The sequence below is a fragment of the Dokdonella sp. GW821-FHT11D02 genome (assembly GCF_058808595.1).
Genome location: NZ_CM179520.1, coordinates 964,218 through 981,531, shown reverse-complemented (window position 1 = coordinate 981,531; position 17,314 = coordinate 964,218). Strand labels below are relative to the sequence as shown.

General features: G+C 65.7%; 15 protein-coding genes. 5 read left to right on the top strand and 10 right to left on the bottom strand.

The window, feature by feature from the left end; translation table 11 throughout:
* Positions 1 to 27: 27 nt before the first annotated feature.
* The 3 genes from AC3QL3_RS04005 to AC3QL3_RS03995 form a co-directional block, all read right to left on the bottom strand.
* Positions 28 to 909 (bottom strand): helix-turn-helix domain-containing protein, encoded by an 882-nt coding sequence (locus AC3QL3_RS04005; protein ID WP_492897014.1) that lies wholly within the window; start codon positions 907 to 909, stop codon positions 28 to 30.
* Between the two features lie 800 nt (positions 910 to 1,709).
* Positions 1,710 to 4,691 (bottom strand): TonB-dependent receptor plug domain-containing protein, encoded by a 2,982-nt coding sequence (locus AC3QL3_RS04000; protein ID WP_492897013.1) that lies wholly within the window; start codon positions 4,689 to 4,691, stop codon positions 1,710 to 1,712.
* 180 nt (positions 4,692 to 4,871) lie between these two features.
* Entirely contained in the window at positions 4,872 to 5,717 is an 846-nt protein-coding gene (locus AC3QL3_RS03995) for a helix-turn-helix domain-containing protein (protein ID WP_492897012.1), read from the bottom strand.
* Between the two features lie 263 nt (positions 5,718 to 5,980).
* On the opposite strand from AC3QL3_RS03995, the gene AC3QL3_RS03990 reads away from it, so the two are divergent.
* Positions 5,981 to 6,706, top strand: coding sequence for a DUF1223 domain-containing protein (locus tag AC3QL3_RS03990; RefSeq protein WP_492897011.1), 726 nt, complete (start codon positions 5,981 to 5,983; stop codon positions 6,704 to 6,706).
* Positions 6,707 to 6,744: 38 nt separating this feature from the next.
* On the opposite strand, the gene AC3QL3_RS03985 is transcribed toward AC3QL3_RS03990, so the two are convergent.
* The 4 genes from AC3QL3_RS03985 to AC3QL3_RS03970 all read right to left on the bottom strand — a co-directional run bounded on the left by AC3QL3_RS03985 (position 6,745) and on the right by AC3QL3_RS03970 (position 12,028).
* A complete protein-coding gene (locus AC3QL3_RS03985; protein ID WP_492897010.1) occupies positions 6,745 to 8,997 on the bottom strand; it encodes a winged helix-turn-helix domain-containing protein in 2,253 nt (750 codons plus the stop codon).
* Positions 8,998 to 9,081: 84 nt separating this feature from the next.
* Entirely contained in the window at positions 9,082 to 11,016 is a 1,935-nt protein-coding gene (locus tag AC3QL3_RS03980; protein ID WP_492897009.1) for a M48 family metallopeptidase, read from the bottom strand.
* A gap of 100 nt (positions 11,017 to 11,116) precedes the next feature.
* Positions 11,117 to 11,704, bottom strand: a complete 588-nt coding sequence (locus AC3QL3_RS03975) for a LemA family protein (protein WP_492897008.1) — start codon at positions 11,702 to 11,704, stop codon at positions 11,117 to 11,119.
* A gap of 24 nt (positions 11,705 to 11,728) precedes the next feature.
* The gene (locus AC3QL3_RS03970) at positions 11,729 to 12,028 is read right to left on the bottom strand and encodes a hypothetical protein (RefSeq protein WP_492897007.1); all 300 of its coding nucleotides are present in this window, start codon (positions 12,026 to 12,028) and stop codon (positions 11,729 to 11,731) included.
* Here AC3QL3_RS03970 and AC3QL3_RS03965 point away from each other — a divergent pair.
* Positions 12,009 to 13,235, top strand: a complete 1,227-nt coding sequence (locus AC3QL3_RS03965; RefSeq protein ID WP_492897006.1) for a serine hydrolase domain-containing protein — start codon at positions 12,009 to 12,011, stop codon at positions 13,233 to 13,235. The two genes, AC3QL3_RS03970 and AC3QL3_RS03965, sit on opposite strands and share 20 nt — an antisense overlap.
* 37 nt (positions 13,236 to 13,272) lie before the next feature.
* On the opposite strand, the gene AC3QL3_RS03960 is transcribed toward AC3QL3_RS03965, so the two are convergent.
* Positions 13,273 to 14,307 carry an energy transducer TonB gene (locus AC3QL3_RS03960; protein ID WP_492897005.1) on the bottom strand — a complete coding sequence of 345 codons (1,035 nt, stop codon included), beginning with the start codon at positions 14,305 to 14,307 and terminating at the stop codon, positions 13,273 to 13,275.
* A 266-nt stretch (positions 14,308 to 14,573) separates the two neighbouring features.
* Between AC3QL3_RS03960 and AC3QL3_RS03955 the strand changes: the two genes are divergently transcribed.
* Genes AC3QL3_RS03955 through AC3QL3_RS03945 form a run of 3 tightly spaced genes read left to right on the top strand, consistent with a single transcriptional unit; the run spans position 14,574 to position 15,599 of the window.
* Positions 14,574 to 14,870, top strand: coding sequence for a hypothetical protein (locus AC3QL3_RS03955; protein ID WP_492897004.1), 297 nt, complete (start codon positions 14,574 to 14,576; stop codon positions 14,868 to 14,870).
* Positions 14,870 to 15,283, top strand: a complete 414-nt coding sequence (locus tag AC3QL3_RS03950) for a hypothetical protein (protein WP_492897003.1) — start codon at positions 14,870 to 14,872, stop codon at positions 15,281 to 15,283. Before AC3QL3_RS03955 ends, AC3QL3_RS03950 begins: the two co-directional genes overlap by 1 nt.
* A complete protein-coding gene (locus AC3QL3_RS03945; protein WP_492897002.1) occupies positions 15,270 to 15,599 on the top strand; it encodes a hypothetical protein in 330 nt (109 codons plus the stop codon). Before AC3QL3_RS03950 ends, AC3QL3_RS03945 begins: the two co-directional genes overlap by 14 nt.
* Positions 15,600 to 15,835: 236 nt before the next feature.
* Here the strand turns inward: AC3QL3_RS03945 and metJ are convergent, their stop codons facing one another.
* Positions 15,836 to 16,243, bottom strand: a complete 408-nt coding sequence (metJ, locus tag AC3QL3_RS03940) for a met regulon transcriptional regulator MetJ (RefSeq protein WP_492897001.1) — start codon at positions 16,241 to 16,243, stop codon at positions 15,836 to 15,838.
* Positions 16,244 to 16,910: 667 nt separating this feature from the next.
* A complete protein-coding gene (gene gcvH, locus AC3QL3_RS03935) occupies positions 16,911 to 17,309 on the bottom strand; it encodes a glycine cleavage system protein GcvH (RefSeq protein ID WP_492897000.1) in 399 nt (132 codons plus the stop codon).
* Positions 17,310 to 17,314: the final 5 nt, after the last annotated feature.

The window sequence follows — 17,314 nt, the reverse complement described above, 5'->3', positions numbered from 1 at the left end:
CCTTCACGAAACTGACGCAAACAATGGCTAGGCCAGCTGAGCCTGAAGCGGCCGAGCGGCGGCGACGACGGCACGCATCGCGCCGGCCGTGGTGCCGTAGTGCTCGCGGAACAGACGCGAGAAGGTGCAGCGGCTTTCGAATCCGCTGGCCAAGGCGACTTCGGATATCGCCAAGGGGCTGGTGCGCAGCAGCCTGCGCGCGTATTCCAACCGTTGCCGGATCAGATACGCGTGCGGCGTCTCGCCATAAGCCGCGCCGAATGCGCGGATGAAATGCGAAGGCGAGTAGCTCGCCATCCGCGCCAAGGTGTCGTTGTCGACGTCGAGATGACAGTTGGACGCCAGATAGTTGCGCACGCGTTGCAGCCGCAGGAACACCTGGCGCCGCTGCGCATAGGTTCGTCCCGGACAGGAAGCGATCGCCGGCGCGAAGCGCGCCTGCAAGGACAGCACGCGATCGATCACCCTCTCGACAGCGGCCTCCAACCCGCCCTTGGCTTCGGCCCGCGCCGTCGCCACGGCACCGCGGCGCAGCTCGAAATCCGCTTCGTGGCGTGCGGGCAACAGCGAAGAGCTCGCGCCTGGGCCGGCCAGCAATCCGATGACCTGGCGCCAGGCCTGCGGCGTTCCGAGCAAGGCGACCCAGACGGCGCCGCCGCGGCCGACCGCACGGAAACTCGGCTCCGCCTCGGTCACGCGCAACTCGCCCGGGTAGGCCAGCATGTCGTTGCCGCACAGCTGCAAGCGCCCGCGCAGCGGAATCCACACGCCGACGACCGGCACCTCGACGTTCAAGGTGCAGCCGCGGCCGCCACCGTGCACGACTGCCAGCGCCGCCGTGCGGTTGACGACCAGAGACTTCGCACCAAGCTCCAGCCGGGCTCCATGAGCCAAACGATAGCGCGTCACCACCACGATGCCCTGCCTTGCGCATTTCGCGATGGTCCGGACCGACCTTGTCCGTGCCATCCATGAACCGAACAACGAATATGTTCGTACGATTTATAGCATAGTCGGCGTCGAATGTACGAAGAGATTCATAGTTACGCAAGCGCCATAGGAGCACGCGGCAGCGGTGGCGTTTAGCGGGCGTACATGCGCGGGATCGAGCGGCGGGGCCAGCGCTTTCAGCACGAGCTGCCGGAAAACGCGGCGGCGTCGAACCAATTTCAGGAAAGCGGGCAAAAAAAAGACGGACTTCAAGGTCCCGAACCCGAAGTCCGCCGAGGGTTTCGCACTTCGATGCTGTGACACATCTGCCCCGTTGGAGGGCCTGCATAGTGTTGGCTGCCGACGTTCCGGAGAGGTTGCTGCGACGCGCAGCCGATGTGACGAAAATTGTCGTCCGGAAGTGCGTTGCATGCGCCGGCAGGTTTCATGTGCGCGCACGCAGATGTCGCCACGCGAGGATTCGATCGCCCCTCGCCGACCAGCGCGAGTCGCGACGAAGAAGCAGAGATGATCGAAACGTGTGGCGGAATTCCGCCATCGCCGAGGCGTCGGCTGGCGATGACCGCAGCACGCCCGAGTCGGCGAGAAGTCGGCACACGAGGACTGGAGTAAGCGGGAAACGCACAACGCGTCGAGCATTCGCGCGCCGCGGAATCCAAGCCGAAAAATGCAACAAACCGGACGTCTTCCCGACGTCCGGCTTGGAATCTCTGCGAAAGGATGGCGGGCTTGCGCGACCGCGCAAGCCCGCTCGCCCGCTAGAACTTCTGCGTGTAGCGCAGATAGTAGAAGCGACCGATGTCGAAGCCGCCGTAGTAGGCGAACTGCGAGTTCGGAGCCGAGTACATGATCGGCGGCTGCTTGTTGAACACGTTGTTGGCGCCGACCGCGATGGTGCCGTTCCACGGTGCGTTCCAGCGCACCTGCAGATCGTTCCAGGTGGTGGAGCCGACGCGGTTGGTCGGTTCGGCGCCGGTATCGGGAGCGACGTGGTCGGGCTGGTTGCACTCCGGACCGCCGGATTTGTCGTAGGAGCAGCTCTCTTTCATGCTGGAGTAGTAGCGCGTCGTCCAGGTCGCGCCGAAGTCGCCGAGCGTCCAATCCACATTCAAGTTGGAACGGATGCGCGGGAAGCCGGCGAAGCTGTTCTGCACCGCCACCACCGTGTCCGGCTTGTCGTCCGGCTTGATGTTGTTGTGCGCGGTGTAGGTCGTATCCCAGCTGATGCGGAAGCGTCCGAAGGAGAATTCCGGCAGACGATAATTGACGCCGAAGTCGTAGCCCTCGACTTCCTGCCAGCCTTGGTTGATGCCGGCGCGCAGGGCGGTGTTGACCAGACCGGTGGCGTTGCGCGTGAACAGCGCTTCGGAGCAACGCGAGGCGACGCCGAACTGGTAGCAGTCTTGCAGCATGCGGCTGACGGTATCGCCCGCGATGACGTTCTTGATGCGGATGTTGTACCAGTCGAGATTCAGGTCCAGGCCCTGAATCCATTGCGGGCTGTAGACCAGGCCGGCGGTCTTGCTGGTGGCGGTTTCCGGCGTCAGGTTCGGATTCGAGCCCGCCATGAACGGGATCGCCGTCTGACACGGCAACGCTGTACAGGGCGCGCCACCTTGGCGGGTCTGGCGGAAGTTCGCCGAGGTCGGATTCTGCCCGCCGAAACCGCTGATGCAACGCTGCAAGACATCCGGGTTGCGCGCAGCGGCGCCGAGCACGGTGTCGCAGGGGTCGGTATAGCTGTCGAAGGTCTGACCCGAGCCGCCGTAGAGATCGCTGATGGTCGGTGCACGGAAGCCTTGCGCATAGTTGCCGCGGACCAACAGATCCTCGATCGGACGCCAGGTCAGGCTGAACTTGCCGTTGGTCGTTTCGCCGAAGGTCGAGTAGTCGGAGAAGCGGCCGGCGACGTTGAACGACAGCTCCTTCGCCAACGGTACGTCCTTCAGCACCGGCACGTCGACTTCGAGGTAGTACTCGTCGACCGCGTAGCGGCCTTTGGTCATGGTGCCGGCCAAGCTCGAGCTCTGGCCCGCCTGCCGGAACGCGTCGGGCTCGAAACGGCCCGACTCCTGACGATGCTCGAAGCCTGCGGCGAGGCTGAGATCGCCGGCCGGCAGCGAGAGCAGCGAACCGGTCAGGTTGGCACTGTAGTCGACCGTCTTGGTGCGGCCGCTGTCGTGGTAGAACGGGAACAGGAAGGTCTGCAGCTGCGGGTTGTTGGAAAGCGAATCGGGCGCGACCGTGCCGGCCGGATAGAACGGATTCCACGGCACGCACTGTCCGGGACCTGCGCCGTAGGGCGTCGGATGATCCGCCGTGCCGCACTCGACGCGTCGAGTCAGCTCGTTGTAGAACGATGCGCCCGTCGCCGCCGCCACTGCCGGCAGGCTGAAGTCGCCGTGGTTGGTGACCAGAAGATCGTTGGTGTTGACGAAACCGCCGACGTCCCAGTTCCAACTGCGACCGGCGATCTCGAAGGTGCCTTCCAAGGTGCCCGAGAAACGATAGGTCTGCAGGTCGCTGCGCGTGACGCGCGGCACTTCCCAGCCGCGACGCACGAAGTAGATGTTGGTGCCTTCGCCTTCGGGCGCGTGCTGGTTGCCGAACGGGTTGTAGTAGCTGTCGGCCGACAGGTTGCCGCCTTGGAACGGATAGCCGGCCACCTGCTGTACGGTCGAGCGCTTGTTGTACAGCGCATCGGCGGAGAACTTGATGTTGTCGCTGATGTTGTATTCGCCGGCGACGAACAGCGAGTGGCGATCAGTGCCGGTGGTGCCCATCATCGACGCGTTCGAGTTGGACAGATCCTGCGTACCGCCGGCGGAGTTGGTGCCGTGGTAGTCGTTCGGACGTCCGTTGCGGCCGTTGTTGAAGGGATTGCCGCCGGGGTTGAGCGTGCACGAACCGCCCTCGCCTCTCGAATTGGCGAACGCGCTGTCTTCCTGACCCGGACACGAACCATCGGGGAAGAAGAAGGCGCCCCACTGCGACACCGGCGTCAGCGCATCGAGCGGATGCCGGCTGCTGTTGCCGTAGGCGCTCCACGGACGATTGCGCGCCCAGGTCGGCTCTTCCTTCGCGTACTCGGCCGCGACCGTGATCGAGCCGCGCTCGTTGTGCGAGCCGAGCGTCATGCTGTAGGTCTGCTTGGTGCCATCGCCCTCGTCGTACTGACCGAGGTAGGCGCTCGTCTCCATGCCGTCGTAGTTCTTGCGCGTGATGACGTTGACCACGCCCGCGATCGCATCGGAGCCGTAGATCGCCGACGCGCCGTCCTTGAGGACTTCGACGCGCTCGATCGCCGCGATCGGAATCTGCGACAAGTCTTGCGCGCCCGAACTGGTCGCGCCGAGGCGCTTGCCGTTCAACAGGATCAGCGTGCGGTTGTTGCCGATATTGCGCAGATCGAGGTAGTAGCCGCCGACGTCCTCGCCCGAGGACAGCACCATCGAGCGGCTGATCGGCGGGGAGCCGGCTTCGGTCAGGTTCGACAAGATGTCGACGACCGAGTTGAAGCCCTGCTTCTCGATCGCGGCGCGGTCGAGCACCAAGATCGGCTGCGCGGTTTCGACGTCCGCCTTGCGGATGCGCGAACCGGTCACCGTAACGGTTTCCAGCGACTGCGTTTCGCCCTGCGGATCTTGCGCCAAGGCGACGCCGGCGACGCCGAGCGTCAACCCGGCCAAACACGGGCGCAGCCCGTGGCGGATCGCAGTTCTGAGTTTTGTCTGTTTCATCAAATTTTCTCCCAAGGTGCAACGACTCAGCGGCCGCACACCGCGACGCGCATCGGAACTAACCTTAAAAAACCGTGAAGTGGCCGAGTTGCTTTTTATTGGCGTACGAATTTGCAAACGTTGCTTTCATCGACGCCGCACTCGCCCGAGCGCAGCGCGCTGCGATGCGGCATTCGAGGCCTACCTGCTTTGTCGACGCATCGCGCCGGCGGTCGTGCCGAAGCGCTGACGGAACAAGCGTGAGAATGCGCAGCGGTTCTCGAAACCGCTGGCGAGGGCGACTTCCGCGATCGCCAGATGACTGGCACGCAGGAGCCGGCGCGCACGCTCCAGCCGCTGCCGCACCAGATACGCGTGCGGAGTCTCGCCGTAGGCCGCGCGGAAGGCGCGGATGAAGTGCCACGGCGAGTAGTTCGCCAGCCGCGCCAACGCGTCGTTGTCCAGTTCGAGATGGCAGTTCGACTCGAGGTAGTTGCGCACGCGCTGCAGCCGCACGAACACGTGCCTGCGCTGCGCATAGGTACGTCCGGGGCAGCGCGCGATCGCGCCGACGAGTTCGCCCTGCAAGGCGAGGATTCGCTCCAGCACCGCCTCCACCTGCAGGTCGGCAGCCGCCTTCGCGCGCATCACCGCGATCGCGCGGCGGCGCAGATCGCGATCGGCGCGGTAGCGCGCCGGCAACAGCGAGGTTTCCAACACGGGCGCATCGAGCATGCGGCCGAGCACGGCACGCCACGCGGCGGCCGTGCCGAGAATGCCGACCCACACCGCATTGCCGCGCCCGATCACGCGCTGACAGGCCTCCGGCTCGGTGACGCAAGCCTCGCCGGCATGCAGCAGGACGTCGCTGCCGAGCTGCAGTCGGCCGCGCAAAGGAATCCAAACCGCGGTGAACGCGCCGTCGACTTTCAGTACGCAGCCGCGACCGCCGCCGCTGACGACGATCAGCGTCGAAGAGCGAGCGAACGCAGCGGACGACAATTCCAGAACGCCGCCGGGAACCAGCGAATGGGGGACGATCTGCACACAACCTCCGGGACAGTACGCGTGGGGCCTTGTTTAGGCCGAGCGCAGGACCCGGGTCCCGAAATTGCTGCGAATTCGCGCCGAAATCTTGCGGTAACGGCGCTGAAGCGCATGTAAGATCAATAAGTTGCGCGATCCGGTCGACGTGCTTGCGATGTGCCGCAGACGGCAACGACGGGCAGCCGAACGCGCAAACCGGGCAACGGTTTGGGCGCCGCAGAATCTATGCTGCCCACGAACCCATCTATATAGGAGAGCGATCGATGCGTTGGGCGACGACGGCGGCCGTGCTGTTTTGGATCGCGCTACCGGCGCAGGCCGCCTGCCTCGCGCAGCAGTCCTCGCCGCGCCCGCATCTGCTCGAGCTCTACACCAGCGAAGGCTGCAGCTCCTGCCCGCCGGCCGACGAATGGCTGAGCAAGCTGCGCAACCAGCCTTTGTTCGCCCCGCTCGAATTCCACGTCGACTACTGGGACGCCGACAACTGGCGCGACCCGTACGCCGACGCGCGCTTCACCGCGCGGCAGCGCGAGCTGGTCAAGCGCGGCGAGCGCGATCTCGTCTATACGCCGCAATTCGCGCTGGACGGGCGGGTGTGGAAAGGCTGGCCGAAAAACCGCCCGCCCGAACCCGACGAAACGCGCGCCCCGGCGCTGCGATTGGAAGTACAGCAGCGCAGCCCGCTGCGGGTCCGTGTCGAGACGGACGCGGCAGCGGCGGCGAAAGGCGACCAAGTTTTTCTCGCGCTGACCGAAGACGGTTTGTCCAACGCGGTCAACGGTGGCGAGAATCGCGGTGCGACGCTGCGGCACGATCACGTCGTCCGCGCATTCAAGGGGCCGCTGGCACCCGGCGGCAGCGACGTCGACCTTGCCGCGCCAGCGGACGTCGAACTCACCCGCTCCGCCCTGGTCGCGTTCGTGCAGAACGAGCGCGACGGTCGCGTGGTGCAGGTCGTGCGGTTGCCGCTCGCCGACTGCGCGCCGTAAGCGCGTACTGGGTCTGGTACCAAGCGGACGCTGCGCGCTCAGCGCTGGCGATGCAGATTGAAGATGCCGATGTCGGTATCTTCGATGTCCACCGGTGTGAAGATCAGCGCATCGCGCGCCGGCGTCACGTCGAAGTCGACGCTCTGCAGCAGCATGTCGAGCTTGGCGACGAGCCGGTCATTGCCGCTGGCCGGATCGAACTCGCGCAGGTTCGCCGAACGTATGGCGAGATCGGCGAGGTACCAAATTTTTCCGCCGACCAAGCGCCAGCCGGCGGCCGGCAGGTTCGATCCGATCGGTTGCGCTTTCTCGTCCGCGCCGCCATCGAGCGTGCGGCGGTACAAGCCGAGCCCCATGCGCGAGGTGTAGTAGAGCGAGCGCGTGGCCGCATCGACCTGCATCGAAACGATGCCGCTCAACAGCAGCTCGCGGGTTTCCTGCGGCGTGCCCGCCTGTCTGACTCTATAGAGCCGCGTCTCGCGGTCGGATTTACGAACGGCGATCAGATAGCTGCCCGCTTCGACGTCGTAGTCGCCGAACATGACGTTTTCGTCCGGCTGCGACAGCACGCGTTGACGCCGGCTGGCCAGATCGACTTCGATCAGTCGACGCGTATTGGGCGAGCGCTGCACGGCGACGACGCGATCGGCGCCGGGGCTCCAACGCGCCGACAAGGTCGGTAGCGAGGAAGCATCGGTCAGCTGCGTCGACGCACCGGACTCGAAATCGTAGGTCCACACTTGGCGGCTGCCGCTGCGATCGGACGAAAAGACCACACGCTTACCGTCCGGCGACAGCAGCGCGTTGTAATCGTTGCCGGTGGACGCTCCCAGCAGTTGCATCGAGGCGCCGTCCGCACCTTCCGCGCCCAAGGGCAACCGTTTCAGCCGTTCCTGCGAGCGCGTGATCTCATACACCACCGCCTCGCCGCTGCGCCCCGCATCCGGATACGCCGCCGGGGCGATGCCGAGTGCCTGCGTGCTGCGGTCCTCGACGTCGACCGCATACAAAGCCGGCACGCCGTTGGCGTGATCGGAGGAATAGACCAAGGTGCGGTTGTCGGCCATCCAGGCGTAGCCGCGGATGCGCGCGGAGATCTGCGTAATCTGCCGCGGCCGGCCGCCTTGTGCCGGCATCACGAACAAGTCGCTGTAAGGCGCCAGGCCGCGACGGAACGCCAGCCAGCGTCCGTCCGGCGAATAGCGCGCATCCAGATCCTGCCCGCCATCGGCATGTTCGTAGATGAGCGGCTCCTGGCGGCCGCTGTCCATATCGAAGCGGAACAGCTGGAAATCGCCTTTGCCGCCATCGAGGCGCTCCGACGACACCAGGCCGCGGCCGTCGGGCGTCCAGTCGTAGTAGTTCGAGCCGACGTCCTGGCATTTGCGTACTTGCTGTTCCGCACCTCCGAGCCCGGCGATGAGGAACATCTCGCAGTAATTCGGACCGAAGCGTTCGAACACGATGCGCTGGCCGTCCGGCGACCACACCGGCACGCCTTCGATCGCATCGTTCTTCTGCGTGAGGACGATGCGCTGCGACGGCGCGACCGAACGCATGATCAGACGTTCGGAGAACGTGTGCGGATCGAGCGCCGTGAACGCGATGCGCGTTCCGTCGGGAGACAGACGCGGGCGATACTCGGCGCCCGGATCCGACGTGAGCGCACGCAGGTCGCCGACCTGCCAGCGCGAGGCGACGCCGGCGCTGCCGCGATCGCGCAGTTGCTGATAAGCGAGCAGCGCGGCGGCGAGCAGGATCGCGACGCTTGCGGCGAACAGCGTGACGTTCACACCGCGCCGACGCGGTGGTTCCGCCGCGCCGGCTGCTGCGGCGGGCGTATCCGCTGCGTCGTCGGCCGCGACTTCCGGCAGCGGCATCGACACGGTTCCGCCTTCCACCAGCACACCGGTGCCCGGACCGTCGAGCACCAGCACGGGCGCGATCAAGCGGTAGCCGACCTTCGGAATCGTTTCAATGTAGCGCGGCGGCTTGCCGTCGTCGGCGAGCGCGCGGCGCAGTTCTTTGATCGCCTGGGTCAGCACGTCCGGTGTCGTCACACGGCCGGCCCAGACGCGATCGAGCAGCTGTTCGCGCGTGACGGTGGCGCCGACCTGGCGCACCAACTCGATCAGCACCGCCATCGCCTTGCTCGTCAGCCGCGCGGATTCCGGCCGCGTGACGATGCGCAGCGCACCGACGTCGATCACGTGCTCGCCGATGCGCAAGCGCAGGTTCGACTGCGTCAGCAGGGAGTCGGTCGCACGCTGGGGAGAAACGTGCAGGTTCATGGTGCGATTTCTAGCAGAAAACGCAGACAGGTACGATGATCCGCGCAACAACGGCAACATCCGTGCCGCACGCGCGAGCCGACCTCAGTCGGACGCTTGCAGGAGCGGCGGCAACGGACAGTGCAGCGCAGCGCATACCGTGCGCAGCAGCTCCGCTTCTGCCACGCTGACTTTGCCGTCGCTGCCGATCGAACGCGTCAATGCGCGCACCACCAGTTCCTTGCCGGCCGGCGCCAGCCGATCCAGTTTCGGCAAGGCGCGATCCAGCGCGCCGGCCCAATCGATCGGCGGCGCGTAGGCGATCGGCGCATCCGGCAGCACTTCCTGCAGTCCGGTCGCATAGGCGCGCCGCGCGGCGGTTTCGTCGTCGTGACCGTGGCGGGCGAGGATCGCGAGCAGGTCGCGCAGTTCGGGCGCGGCCTGGTTGAGCTTGACGCGTCCGAGCGAGGGCCGCGCCGCGGGATTCAGCGCGGCGACCACCTGCACGTCGATCAGATGCGCGAGACAGTACTCCGGCAAGCTGACCTGCCCGTCCATCTCGATCAGTTCGCGCAGGGTCGCCACGAAGATCGTCAATTGCGGCCGCGGCCGCCGGCGCAACGCCGGAAACGCCAGCGCCGCCAGCGGCAGCCGCTGCATCGGATGCAGTTCGGCCAGCGCCGCGGCGAACGCGCGTACCGATTCGCGCGTGCCGCTGTCGTAACTCTGCGCGATGCGCGCCAGCTGGCGTTCGCGCAGCGGCTCTTCGGTGCCGAGCAACAAAGCCAGCACCAGCGACACGGCGCGCTCGGGTTGACGCGCCGCCTCGCGCAGCGGCTCGGGCAGGGTCTTGCGCAAGGTGCGCGCGAGCGCGCGGTCGCCGCCGTCGGGATTGCCGACTTGGCCCGCGACCGCGCTCGGCGCCAGCTCGATCTCGACGCGCGGATCGGGCAGCGGCGCGGCGCGTTCGCGAGACGGAGCGACATGCGATGCGGCCGGCGCGAAGCCGGCAATCGACACGTCGGCGCGATCCAGCTGGTCTTCGCCGACCTGCACCGGCTGCGACCAGTCGGCTGCGATCGCCTTCAACTCGTCTTCGCGGAACGAGGGATCGAGACGACGAATGCGTTGCGCCAGCGGCGGATGCGTGGCGAACAAGGCGGAATAGCCGACGCCGTCGCCGAACAGCATGTGCGCGACCTCCTCGCTGTCGCTGCCGGCGAGCTTGGAGCCTTCGGCCAGACCGCCGATCTTCTTCAGCGCGCCGGCGATGCCTTCGGTCTCGCGCGTGAATTGCACCGCCGACGCGTCGGCGAGGAATTCGCGCTGGCGCGAAATCGAGGCTTTGATCACGCGTCCCAGCACGACGCCGAGGTAGCCGGCCGCGAGCAGCGCCACCCCGAGCAAGGCACCGCGGCCGGAGTCGCGGCTGGCGATCTTGCGTCCGATCGTCGCGATCACGAGCAGGCCGAACACCACGCCCATCAGGCGGATGTTCAGGCGCATGTCGCCGTTCAGCACATGGCTGAACTCGTGGCCGATCACGCCTTGCAGTTCGGCGCGCGTCAGCTTGTCCAGCGCGCCGCGCGTGACCGTGATCGCGGCATCGGTCGGCGCGTAGCCGGCCGCGAACGCGTTGATGCCGGCTTCGTTCTCGAGCACGTAGATTTCCGGTACCGGCACGCCGGATGCGATCGCGATCTCCTCGACCACGTTGCGCAGCCGGCGATAGGCGAAGTTCGAGCTCGCCGGCGGCACCGGTACCGCACCGAGTCCGAGCGCGACCGCGGCGCCGCCGGCACGCAGGCTGGCGACGCGATAGAGCGAGCCGAGTCCGATCACCAGCGCGACGACGGCGCTGATCGTCGCCAGCGTTCCGTAGGCGATCTCGCCGTTTCGCAACGACAGGCCGCCGAGGCCGAGCGCAAACAGCAGCACCACATCGATCACCGCCACGATCAGTACGACCGCGATCGCGAACAGCCACAACATGCGCCGCGTCTGCCGGCGTGCCAGCTCCTGGTGCTCGAAGAAGTTCATGGCAGGACGGGGAATCGAAAATCGAGCGGCGAGTTCGTCGCGCCGGCGCTGTGCTGTTTCGATTCCCTATTCCCGATTTCCTATTCCCGATCCCCGTTCATCACGAAAACGACACCTTCGGCACGTCGCGCTTGCTCTCGGTTTCGATCTTCAACGACTCCGCCGGCTGGAAGCCGAACACGTTGGCGACGAGGGAACCGGGAAATTGTTCGCGGCGGTTGTTGTAGCCCATGACCGCATCGTTGTAGGCCTGGCGTGCGAACGCGACCTTGTTTTCGGTCGAGGTCAGCTCTTCGCTGAGCTGCATCATGTTCTGGTTCGCTTTGAGATCCGGATAGGCCTCGGACAACGCGAACAGGCGACCGAGCGATTGCGTCAACGCATTGTCGGCACCGGCGAGCTGCTGCATCGCGGCCGCGTCGCCGGGATTGGACTTCGCCGCCGACAGGCCGGACACGGCCGAGTTGCGCGCCTGGATCACCGCTTCCAGCGTGTCGCGCTCGTGCTGCATGTAGGCCTTGGCCGTTTCGACCAGATTCGGGATCAGGTCGTAGCGCCGCGTCAGCTGCACGTCGATCTGCGCGAACGCGTTCTTGTAGCTGTTCCGGCCGGTGACCAGCCCGTTGTAGAGGCCGATGAAGAAGAACCCGAGGCCGACCACGACGGCCAGAAAAATCAGCAGAGTCATGTTTCTTTCCCCCTCTCGATGCGGCTAGAATCGACGCGGTTTCAGCATAGCAGCCGTAGGTTGCGCAAACGAGGCCGCAGAAGTTTCGGGTTCGGAGATCGCATTGAGCAGTACCTTGCGCGTTCTGATCGCCCTGTGGGCGGCCATCGCCGTCGCAGCATCCGCTTCCGTCAGCGCCGCCACCGCCGCGAAGAAACCCAAGGCCGCACAAACCACGTCGGCCACCGCGAGCGCGAAAAAGGCCAGCGTCGGCAAGAAGAGCGCGGTCGTCTCAAAGAAATCAGCCGCCGCGCCGAAAAAGGCCGTGGCGAGCAAGCGTGGCAAGCAGGTGGCTCTGCGCAAGCGCCAGTTCGTGGCGCCGCCGCCGATTGCGATTCCGATCGCCGATGCGCGCTCGGTCGCGCGCGATGCGGCCGGCGTTGCACGCGAGTTCGATCTCTGGCTCGACGGCGTCGAAGGTTCCAATGACGTCGCCGGCCTCGCCGCCGCGATCGTCAAGGACGACAAGGTGCTGCTCGAACGCGGCGTCGGCTTCGCCGACGCGAATACGCGCGAGCGCATCTCCGGCGATACCGCCTTCCGCCTCGCTTCGCTGTCGAAGGCGTTCGCCGCCACGCTGGCCGGCATCCTGGTCGAACGCAATCAGCTGCACTGGGATACGCGCGTCGCCGATGTGCTGCCGGCGTTCACGCTGAACGACGTCGCCAGCGCACAGAAACTGACCGTGCGCGACATCCTCAGCCATCGCGTCGGCCTGCCGCACAACACCTACGACAACCTGCTCGAACAGGACGAGCCGTATCAGGTCCTGGTCGGGCGCCTCGGCGAAGTGCCGCTGACCTGCCCGGTCGGCGAGTGCTACGGCTACCAGAACATCGCCTTCAGCCTGATCGGTGACGTGACCTACGCCGCCACCGGCGACTTCTACTACCACCAGGTCGAGAAGCGCATCTTCCACCCGCTCGGCATGAACACCGCGACCTACGGGCGTGAGGCGCTGGAAAGCTCAAAGAGCTGGGCGCGTCCGCACCATCGCGTCGGCGCGAACAACTGGGCGCCGTTCGCACCGAAGGAAAACTACTACCACGTGGCGCCGGCTGCCGGTGTCAATGCGAGCATCCGCGACATGGAGCAGTGGCTGATCGCACAGATGGGCGGACGCCCCGCCGTGCTGTCGCCGCAACTGCTGCAGACGCTGCACCAGCCGCTGGTGGAAACCGAACGCGAGAAGCGTGCGTCGCCGTGGCGGCGCGGACGCCTGCTCGATGCGCAGTACGCGCTCGGCTGGCGCATCTACGACTACGCCGGCACCACGCTGGTATTCCACGCCGGCGCCGTGCAGGGCTACCGCGCGATCATCGCGTTCCTGCCGAAGTATCGTTTCGGTGCGGTCATGATGTGGAACTGCGAATCGGCCGTGCCGATGGGCCTGATGCCGATGCTGATCGACCGCTACCTCGGCCTGCCCGAAGTCAACTGGGCCGGTATCGACCACGGCGACAGCACCGACCTCTCCGGCGGTACCGACTGAGCCGCGCGGTGCGTACCGCGCGGCTGCCGTTCTTGTCTTAGTTGCCGAGCTTGAATTCGATCCGGCGCCGCAAGGTCGTCGCGACCGGCTGGCCCTTGTCCAGCTTCGGCTCGAACTTCGCCTGCTGAATCGCACGCACCGCTTCGCGATCGAACACACGCGGCGGGTTGGACGAGACCGCACGCGCGCTCTGCACCGAGCCGTCGGCGGCGACCGTGAATTCGACCTCGACCCATCCGCTCTGACGATTGCGTGCGGCACCGGCCGGATACTCGGGCTGCGGCGGCGAGGTCATGCGCGCGTCGCGCGTTTCGCCGCTCGATGCCGGTGCCGCGGGTGCCGGCTCCGGTGCGGCGCTCGGCGGCGGTGTTGCACGTGCGACTTCGGTCGCGGGCTTCGCCGCTGCCGCCGTCGGATTCGCCGACGGCGTTGCGGCAGCGGGCGCGGTTCCGTCCGCCGCGGCAGCAGCGGGCGCTGGTGCGGCCGGATTGGCCGCCGCTTGCGTGCGCGCTGCAGCCGCCGCGGCCTGCTGCGCCTGCAACTGCTGCTCGCGGTCGGCCAACTTCTTCTTCGCGTCGAGCTTGCTGCGCAGGATCGTCAGGCTGTAGTTGCTCGGATCCGCGGTCGCCAACAGACCCATGATGCGCGTCGCTTCGTCGTAGTTGCCCTGATTGATTTGATCCTCGGCGCTGCCGGTCGCGAATGGGAACAGTTCGCGCACCGCGTCGACCGCACCGTTGTCGTCGGGCTGGCGCGCCATGATCGCCAGATAGAACTCGAGCGCGTTGTTGCCCGGTGGGGCGACCATGCGGTTTTCCGCCATCGCCGCGCGCGCCGCTTTGTACAGCTCGCTGACGCTCAGCTCGGCGGTCGGCAACGGCGGCGGCGCCGTGCCTGTCGCCGGCGTCGTTGCCGACGGACTGCCTGTCGGGGCGAACGTCGACGCTCCGCGCTGGCCGAGGAACCACCAGATCGCCGCCGCGATCACCGCGATCAAGATCAAGACGAGCACGAGCTGCACCGCGGAAACCGCTCCGCGCATGCGGTCGCGCCGCCCTCGTTGTTTTTTCATTCCGACCCCCACCCCGCCATGCCTGCTACTGCTACCCGACATCTTTAGCCCCCTGTGGCTGATGTGCACCGACGCTGCGCGCCGGCTCGGTGACAGAAATATAACGCAGATCACAGCAGCGCCCTATCCGTTCCGGCAGCCGGAAGGAGAGTGTTTGTTCAGTCGAACGCGACTAAGCTCGGTCCGGCGTTTGCGCGCAAGCCCGCGCCAGGCCGGTGCGGGGAACGGGCAAGCGCTTTCGGTCCCATCATTCCAAGGAGTCGATTATGGCGAGCGTGCGCGAAATGAAGCAGAAGCTGGACGAAGCCGGTGCCGAAGCCGCCGAAGCGACGCAGGAACAGGTCGAGCATCTGCAGAACGAATTGCACCGCCTGCGCGAGAAGCTGCGCATGAACGGCGCCCAGCTCGAGGACGATCTGCGCGCCGCCGGTGATCGCTTCAGCGAAGGTGCGAAGAAGTTCAGCGCGGCCGCGGTCGAGCAGATTCGCGAACATCCTCTGGCCGCTTTCGGAGTCGCCTTCGCCGCCGGTGTGGTGCTGTCGCGTCTGCTGCGCAGTCGCTGATGGACGCACCCGAGCCCGCCGCCGGCGAAACGCCGGCGGCACCGCGAGCGGATGCTTATGCAGCCGCGAGCGGTGCGCTCGAGCAAGCGGTACGCGTGGCGGAAGCCGCGCTCGCGCTGCTGCGCGCCGAGCTGCGGCTCGCGCGTGGCAGCGCACTGGCGCTGATCTGGCTCTCGTTTGCATTGATCTTTCTCGGCGTCGGCGCGTGGCTCGCGACCAGCGCGGCGATCGCCGCCGGCGTCTATCAACTGAGCGGCAACTGGTTCGTCGGCATCGGCAGCGTCGCGCTGGCCAACTTGATCGGCATCGGCGTGGTGTTGTTCGCGATGCGCGCCTGTTGGCGCGACCTCAGCCTGCCGCGCACGCGCCGCATGCTCGGCCAACTCAAGGACAAGCCGCGTGAGCCTGTTTGAACTACGCCGCCGCGCACTCAGCGCCGAGCAGCGGCTCGAACTCGAAAGCACTCGCTGGCGCGCACGCGCGGACGTGCTCGGCGCCCACTATGCGCGCCATCGCGCAGCGTGGCTGTGGGGTGGATTCGGCGCCGGCGTGATCGCAGGGTTGCTGCCGCTGCGCGCGGGAGCCCGACTCGGACGCGCCGTCGTCGATGGGGCGATGCTGCTGTTGCGCTCGCCGCTCATCTCGCTCGTACTCGAGCAGGCGCAACGACATCTCGGCGAGGCGGCGCGCAAGCCGCAGAGCACGGACGCGAAATCCGACGCAGCCTGAGCGGCGCAGTCGATGGACGCGCGTTCCAAGTTTCCGGGAAGGGGGTTCTGCGAGAGGTTCCAAATACTCTCCCTGCGCTGGGCGACCGCAGGGAGAGGAATTTGGTTTTGCGGTACTTAGGTATTGCGGTTGAAACGTATTGCGGTATTGCTGCTGCTGACGGCTCCGCACTCAACACCAGGGCGGAGCCGCAGCGACGATCGGCGCACGAAAGACGTGGCCGATCGAGACAGGCCTTACTTGGCCTTCTTGGCTGCCTTCTTCACAGCCTTCTTAGCGGCCGGCTTCTTCGCGGCGCCCGTCTTGCGAGCGGTAGCGGTCTTCGCCTTGGCCGTCGTCTTCTTCACCGCTTTCTTGGCGGCTTTCTTGGCGGCGGGTTTCTTCTTTGCAGCTGCTTTCTTCATAGCCATATCGCGTCTTAGCTCCTCGTCAGTTGGCAGTGGTTGCCCAGTAAAAGCGTGAAGGAATGCTTCGCACAGCAGATCGCTGTTGGTGGCGTGGCGCAGGTTCGCAACCTGGCGACGGGTCCGTTCGTCGGACAAAAGTTTCAAGACGTGGAAGGGAACCGATACCGTGATCTTCTTTACCGACCCGGACTTCGTGCCGTGTTCAATGTAAGGGTCGATGAAGCGAGCTGCGGTCATGATTCCTTTATTCGTTTGTCACGCCGGCGCAGAAACTATTACTGTCGTTCGCGCGTGTCAACAAATTTCTTAGGGGAAACAAGCAGTTCCTACGTGACTGCTAGGCCCCCGAAAACGCCGATTTCGGAGCCCTCCGGGGCCTCCTAAAACACGTTTCAATATGGGAGTGTAGACGTTTAGACGTCTATTTACTCGATACGGAAACAATTCCGCAAAATACCCGGAAAGCTAGCCGCCATGCGGCTTTCCGGACTTTTTCGCGACATCGAATCGAGATCGCCGCGTAACGCGAATCGACGACTCACGCACGACGATGCACACGCCGCGCAAGCACCGAACGAGATGCCGTTCGAGCCGGCAACGGCGAATGAACGGACGCAAAAATTTTTTTCCGAAACCCGCCGCGCGGATCAATCAGCGGGTCTCATCGAACGATTCGGAAGTCGAAGCACGCCGTTCGAACGCGACCGAATCGTCGACCGCGAATGCATTCGCGAGATCGAGTTCGAGCAATCGGAACGTCTCATCGAACGATCGACCTCATCGCCGCGTTCGCGCTCGACGACCGTCGCGACATCGTCCGTTCGCGTGAAGAGAGACGAACGACGCGCAAAGAAAAAGGCGCGCCGAAGCGCGCCTTCTTTTTCGATCACTCTCGCGGTCCGCGTCAGTGATCTTCGCTTTCGATCAGCTCGGCGTACGCATCGGGATCGAGCAGATCTTCCTGCTCCTCGGCGAGGTTGTCCGGCTTGATCACGAAGATCCAGCCGTCGCCGTAGGCGTCCTCGTTGATCGTCTCCGGTTTGTCCGGCAGAGCCTCGTTGACCGCGACGATCTCGCCCGAAACCGGCGCGTAGACGTCCGAAGCGGCCTTGACCGATTCGACCACGGCGACGGCATTGCCCGCCTTCACGGTATCGCCGACGCTCGGCAGTTCGACATAAACCAGATCGCCGAGCAGGCCCTGCGCATGATCGGAGATACCGACCGTGACGGTGCCTTTGTCTTCGACGCGCGCCCACTCGTGGGACTTCATGAATTTCAGATCGCCGGGGATTTCTTGCATGGCTC

Excerpts from the sequence above, each read along its gene's own strand:
- metJ (WP_492897001.1), bottom strand. The coding sequence starts at position 16,243 with ATGACCGCAGCTCGCTTCATCGACCCTTACATTGAACACGGCACGAAG.
- AC3QL3_RS03975 (WP_492897008.1), bottom strand. The coding sequence starts at position 11,704 with ATGACTCTGCTGATTTTTCTGGCCGTCGTGGTCGGCCTCGGGTTCTTC.
- AC3QL3_RS03985 (WP_492897010.1), bottom strand. The coding sequence starts at position 8,997 with ATGAACCTGCACGTTTCTCCCCAGCGTGCGACCGACTCCCTGCTGACG.
- AC3QL3_RS03990 (WP_492897011.1), top strand. The coding sequence starts at position 5,981 with ATGCGTTGGGCGACGACGGCGGCCGTGCTGTTTTGGATCGCGCTACCG.
- AC3QL3_RS03980 (WP_492897009.1), bottom strand. The coding sequence starts at position 11,016 with ATGAACTTCTTCGAGCACCAGGAGCTGGCACGCCGGCAGACGCGGCGC.
- AC3QL3_RS03960 (WP_492897005.1), bottom strand. The coding sequence starts at position 14,307 with ATGAAAAAACAACGAGGGCGGCGCGACCGCATGCGCGGAGCGGTTTCC.
- gcvH (WP_492897000.1), bottom strand. The coding sequence starts at position 17,309 with ATGCAAGAAATCCCCGGCGATCTGAAATTCATGAAGTCCCACGAGTGG.
- AC3QL3_RS03955 (WP_492897004.1), top strand. The coding sequence starts at position 14,574 with ATGGCGAGCGTGCGCGAAATGAAGCAGAAGCTGGACGAAGCCGGTGCC.
- AC3QL3_RS04000 (WP_492897013.1), bottom strand. The coding sequence starts at position 4,691 with ATGAAACAGACAAAACTCAGAACTGCGATCCGCCACGGGCTGCGCCCG.
- AC3QL3_RS03950 (WP_492897003.1), top strand. The coding sequence starts at position 14,870 with ATGGACGCACCCGAGCCCGCCGCCGGCGAAACGCCGGCGGCACCGCGA.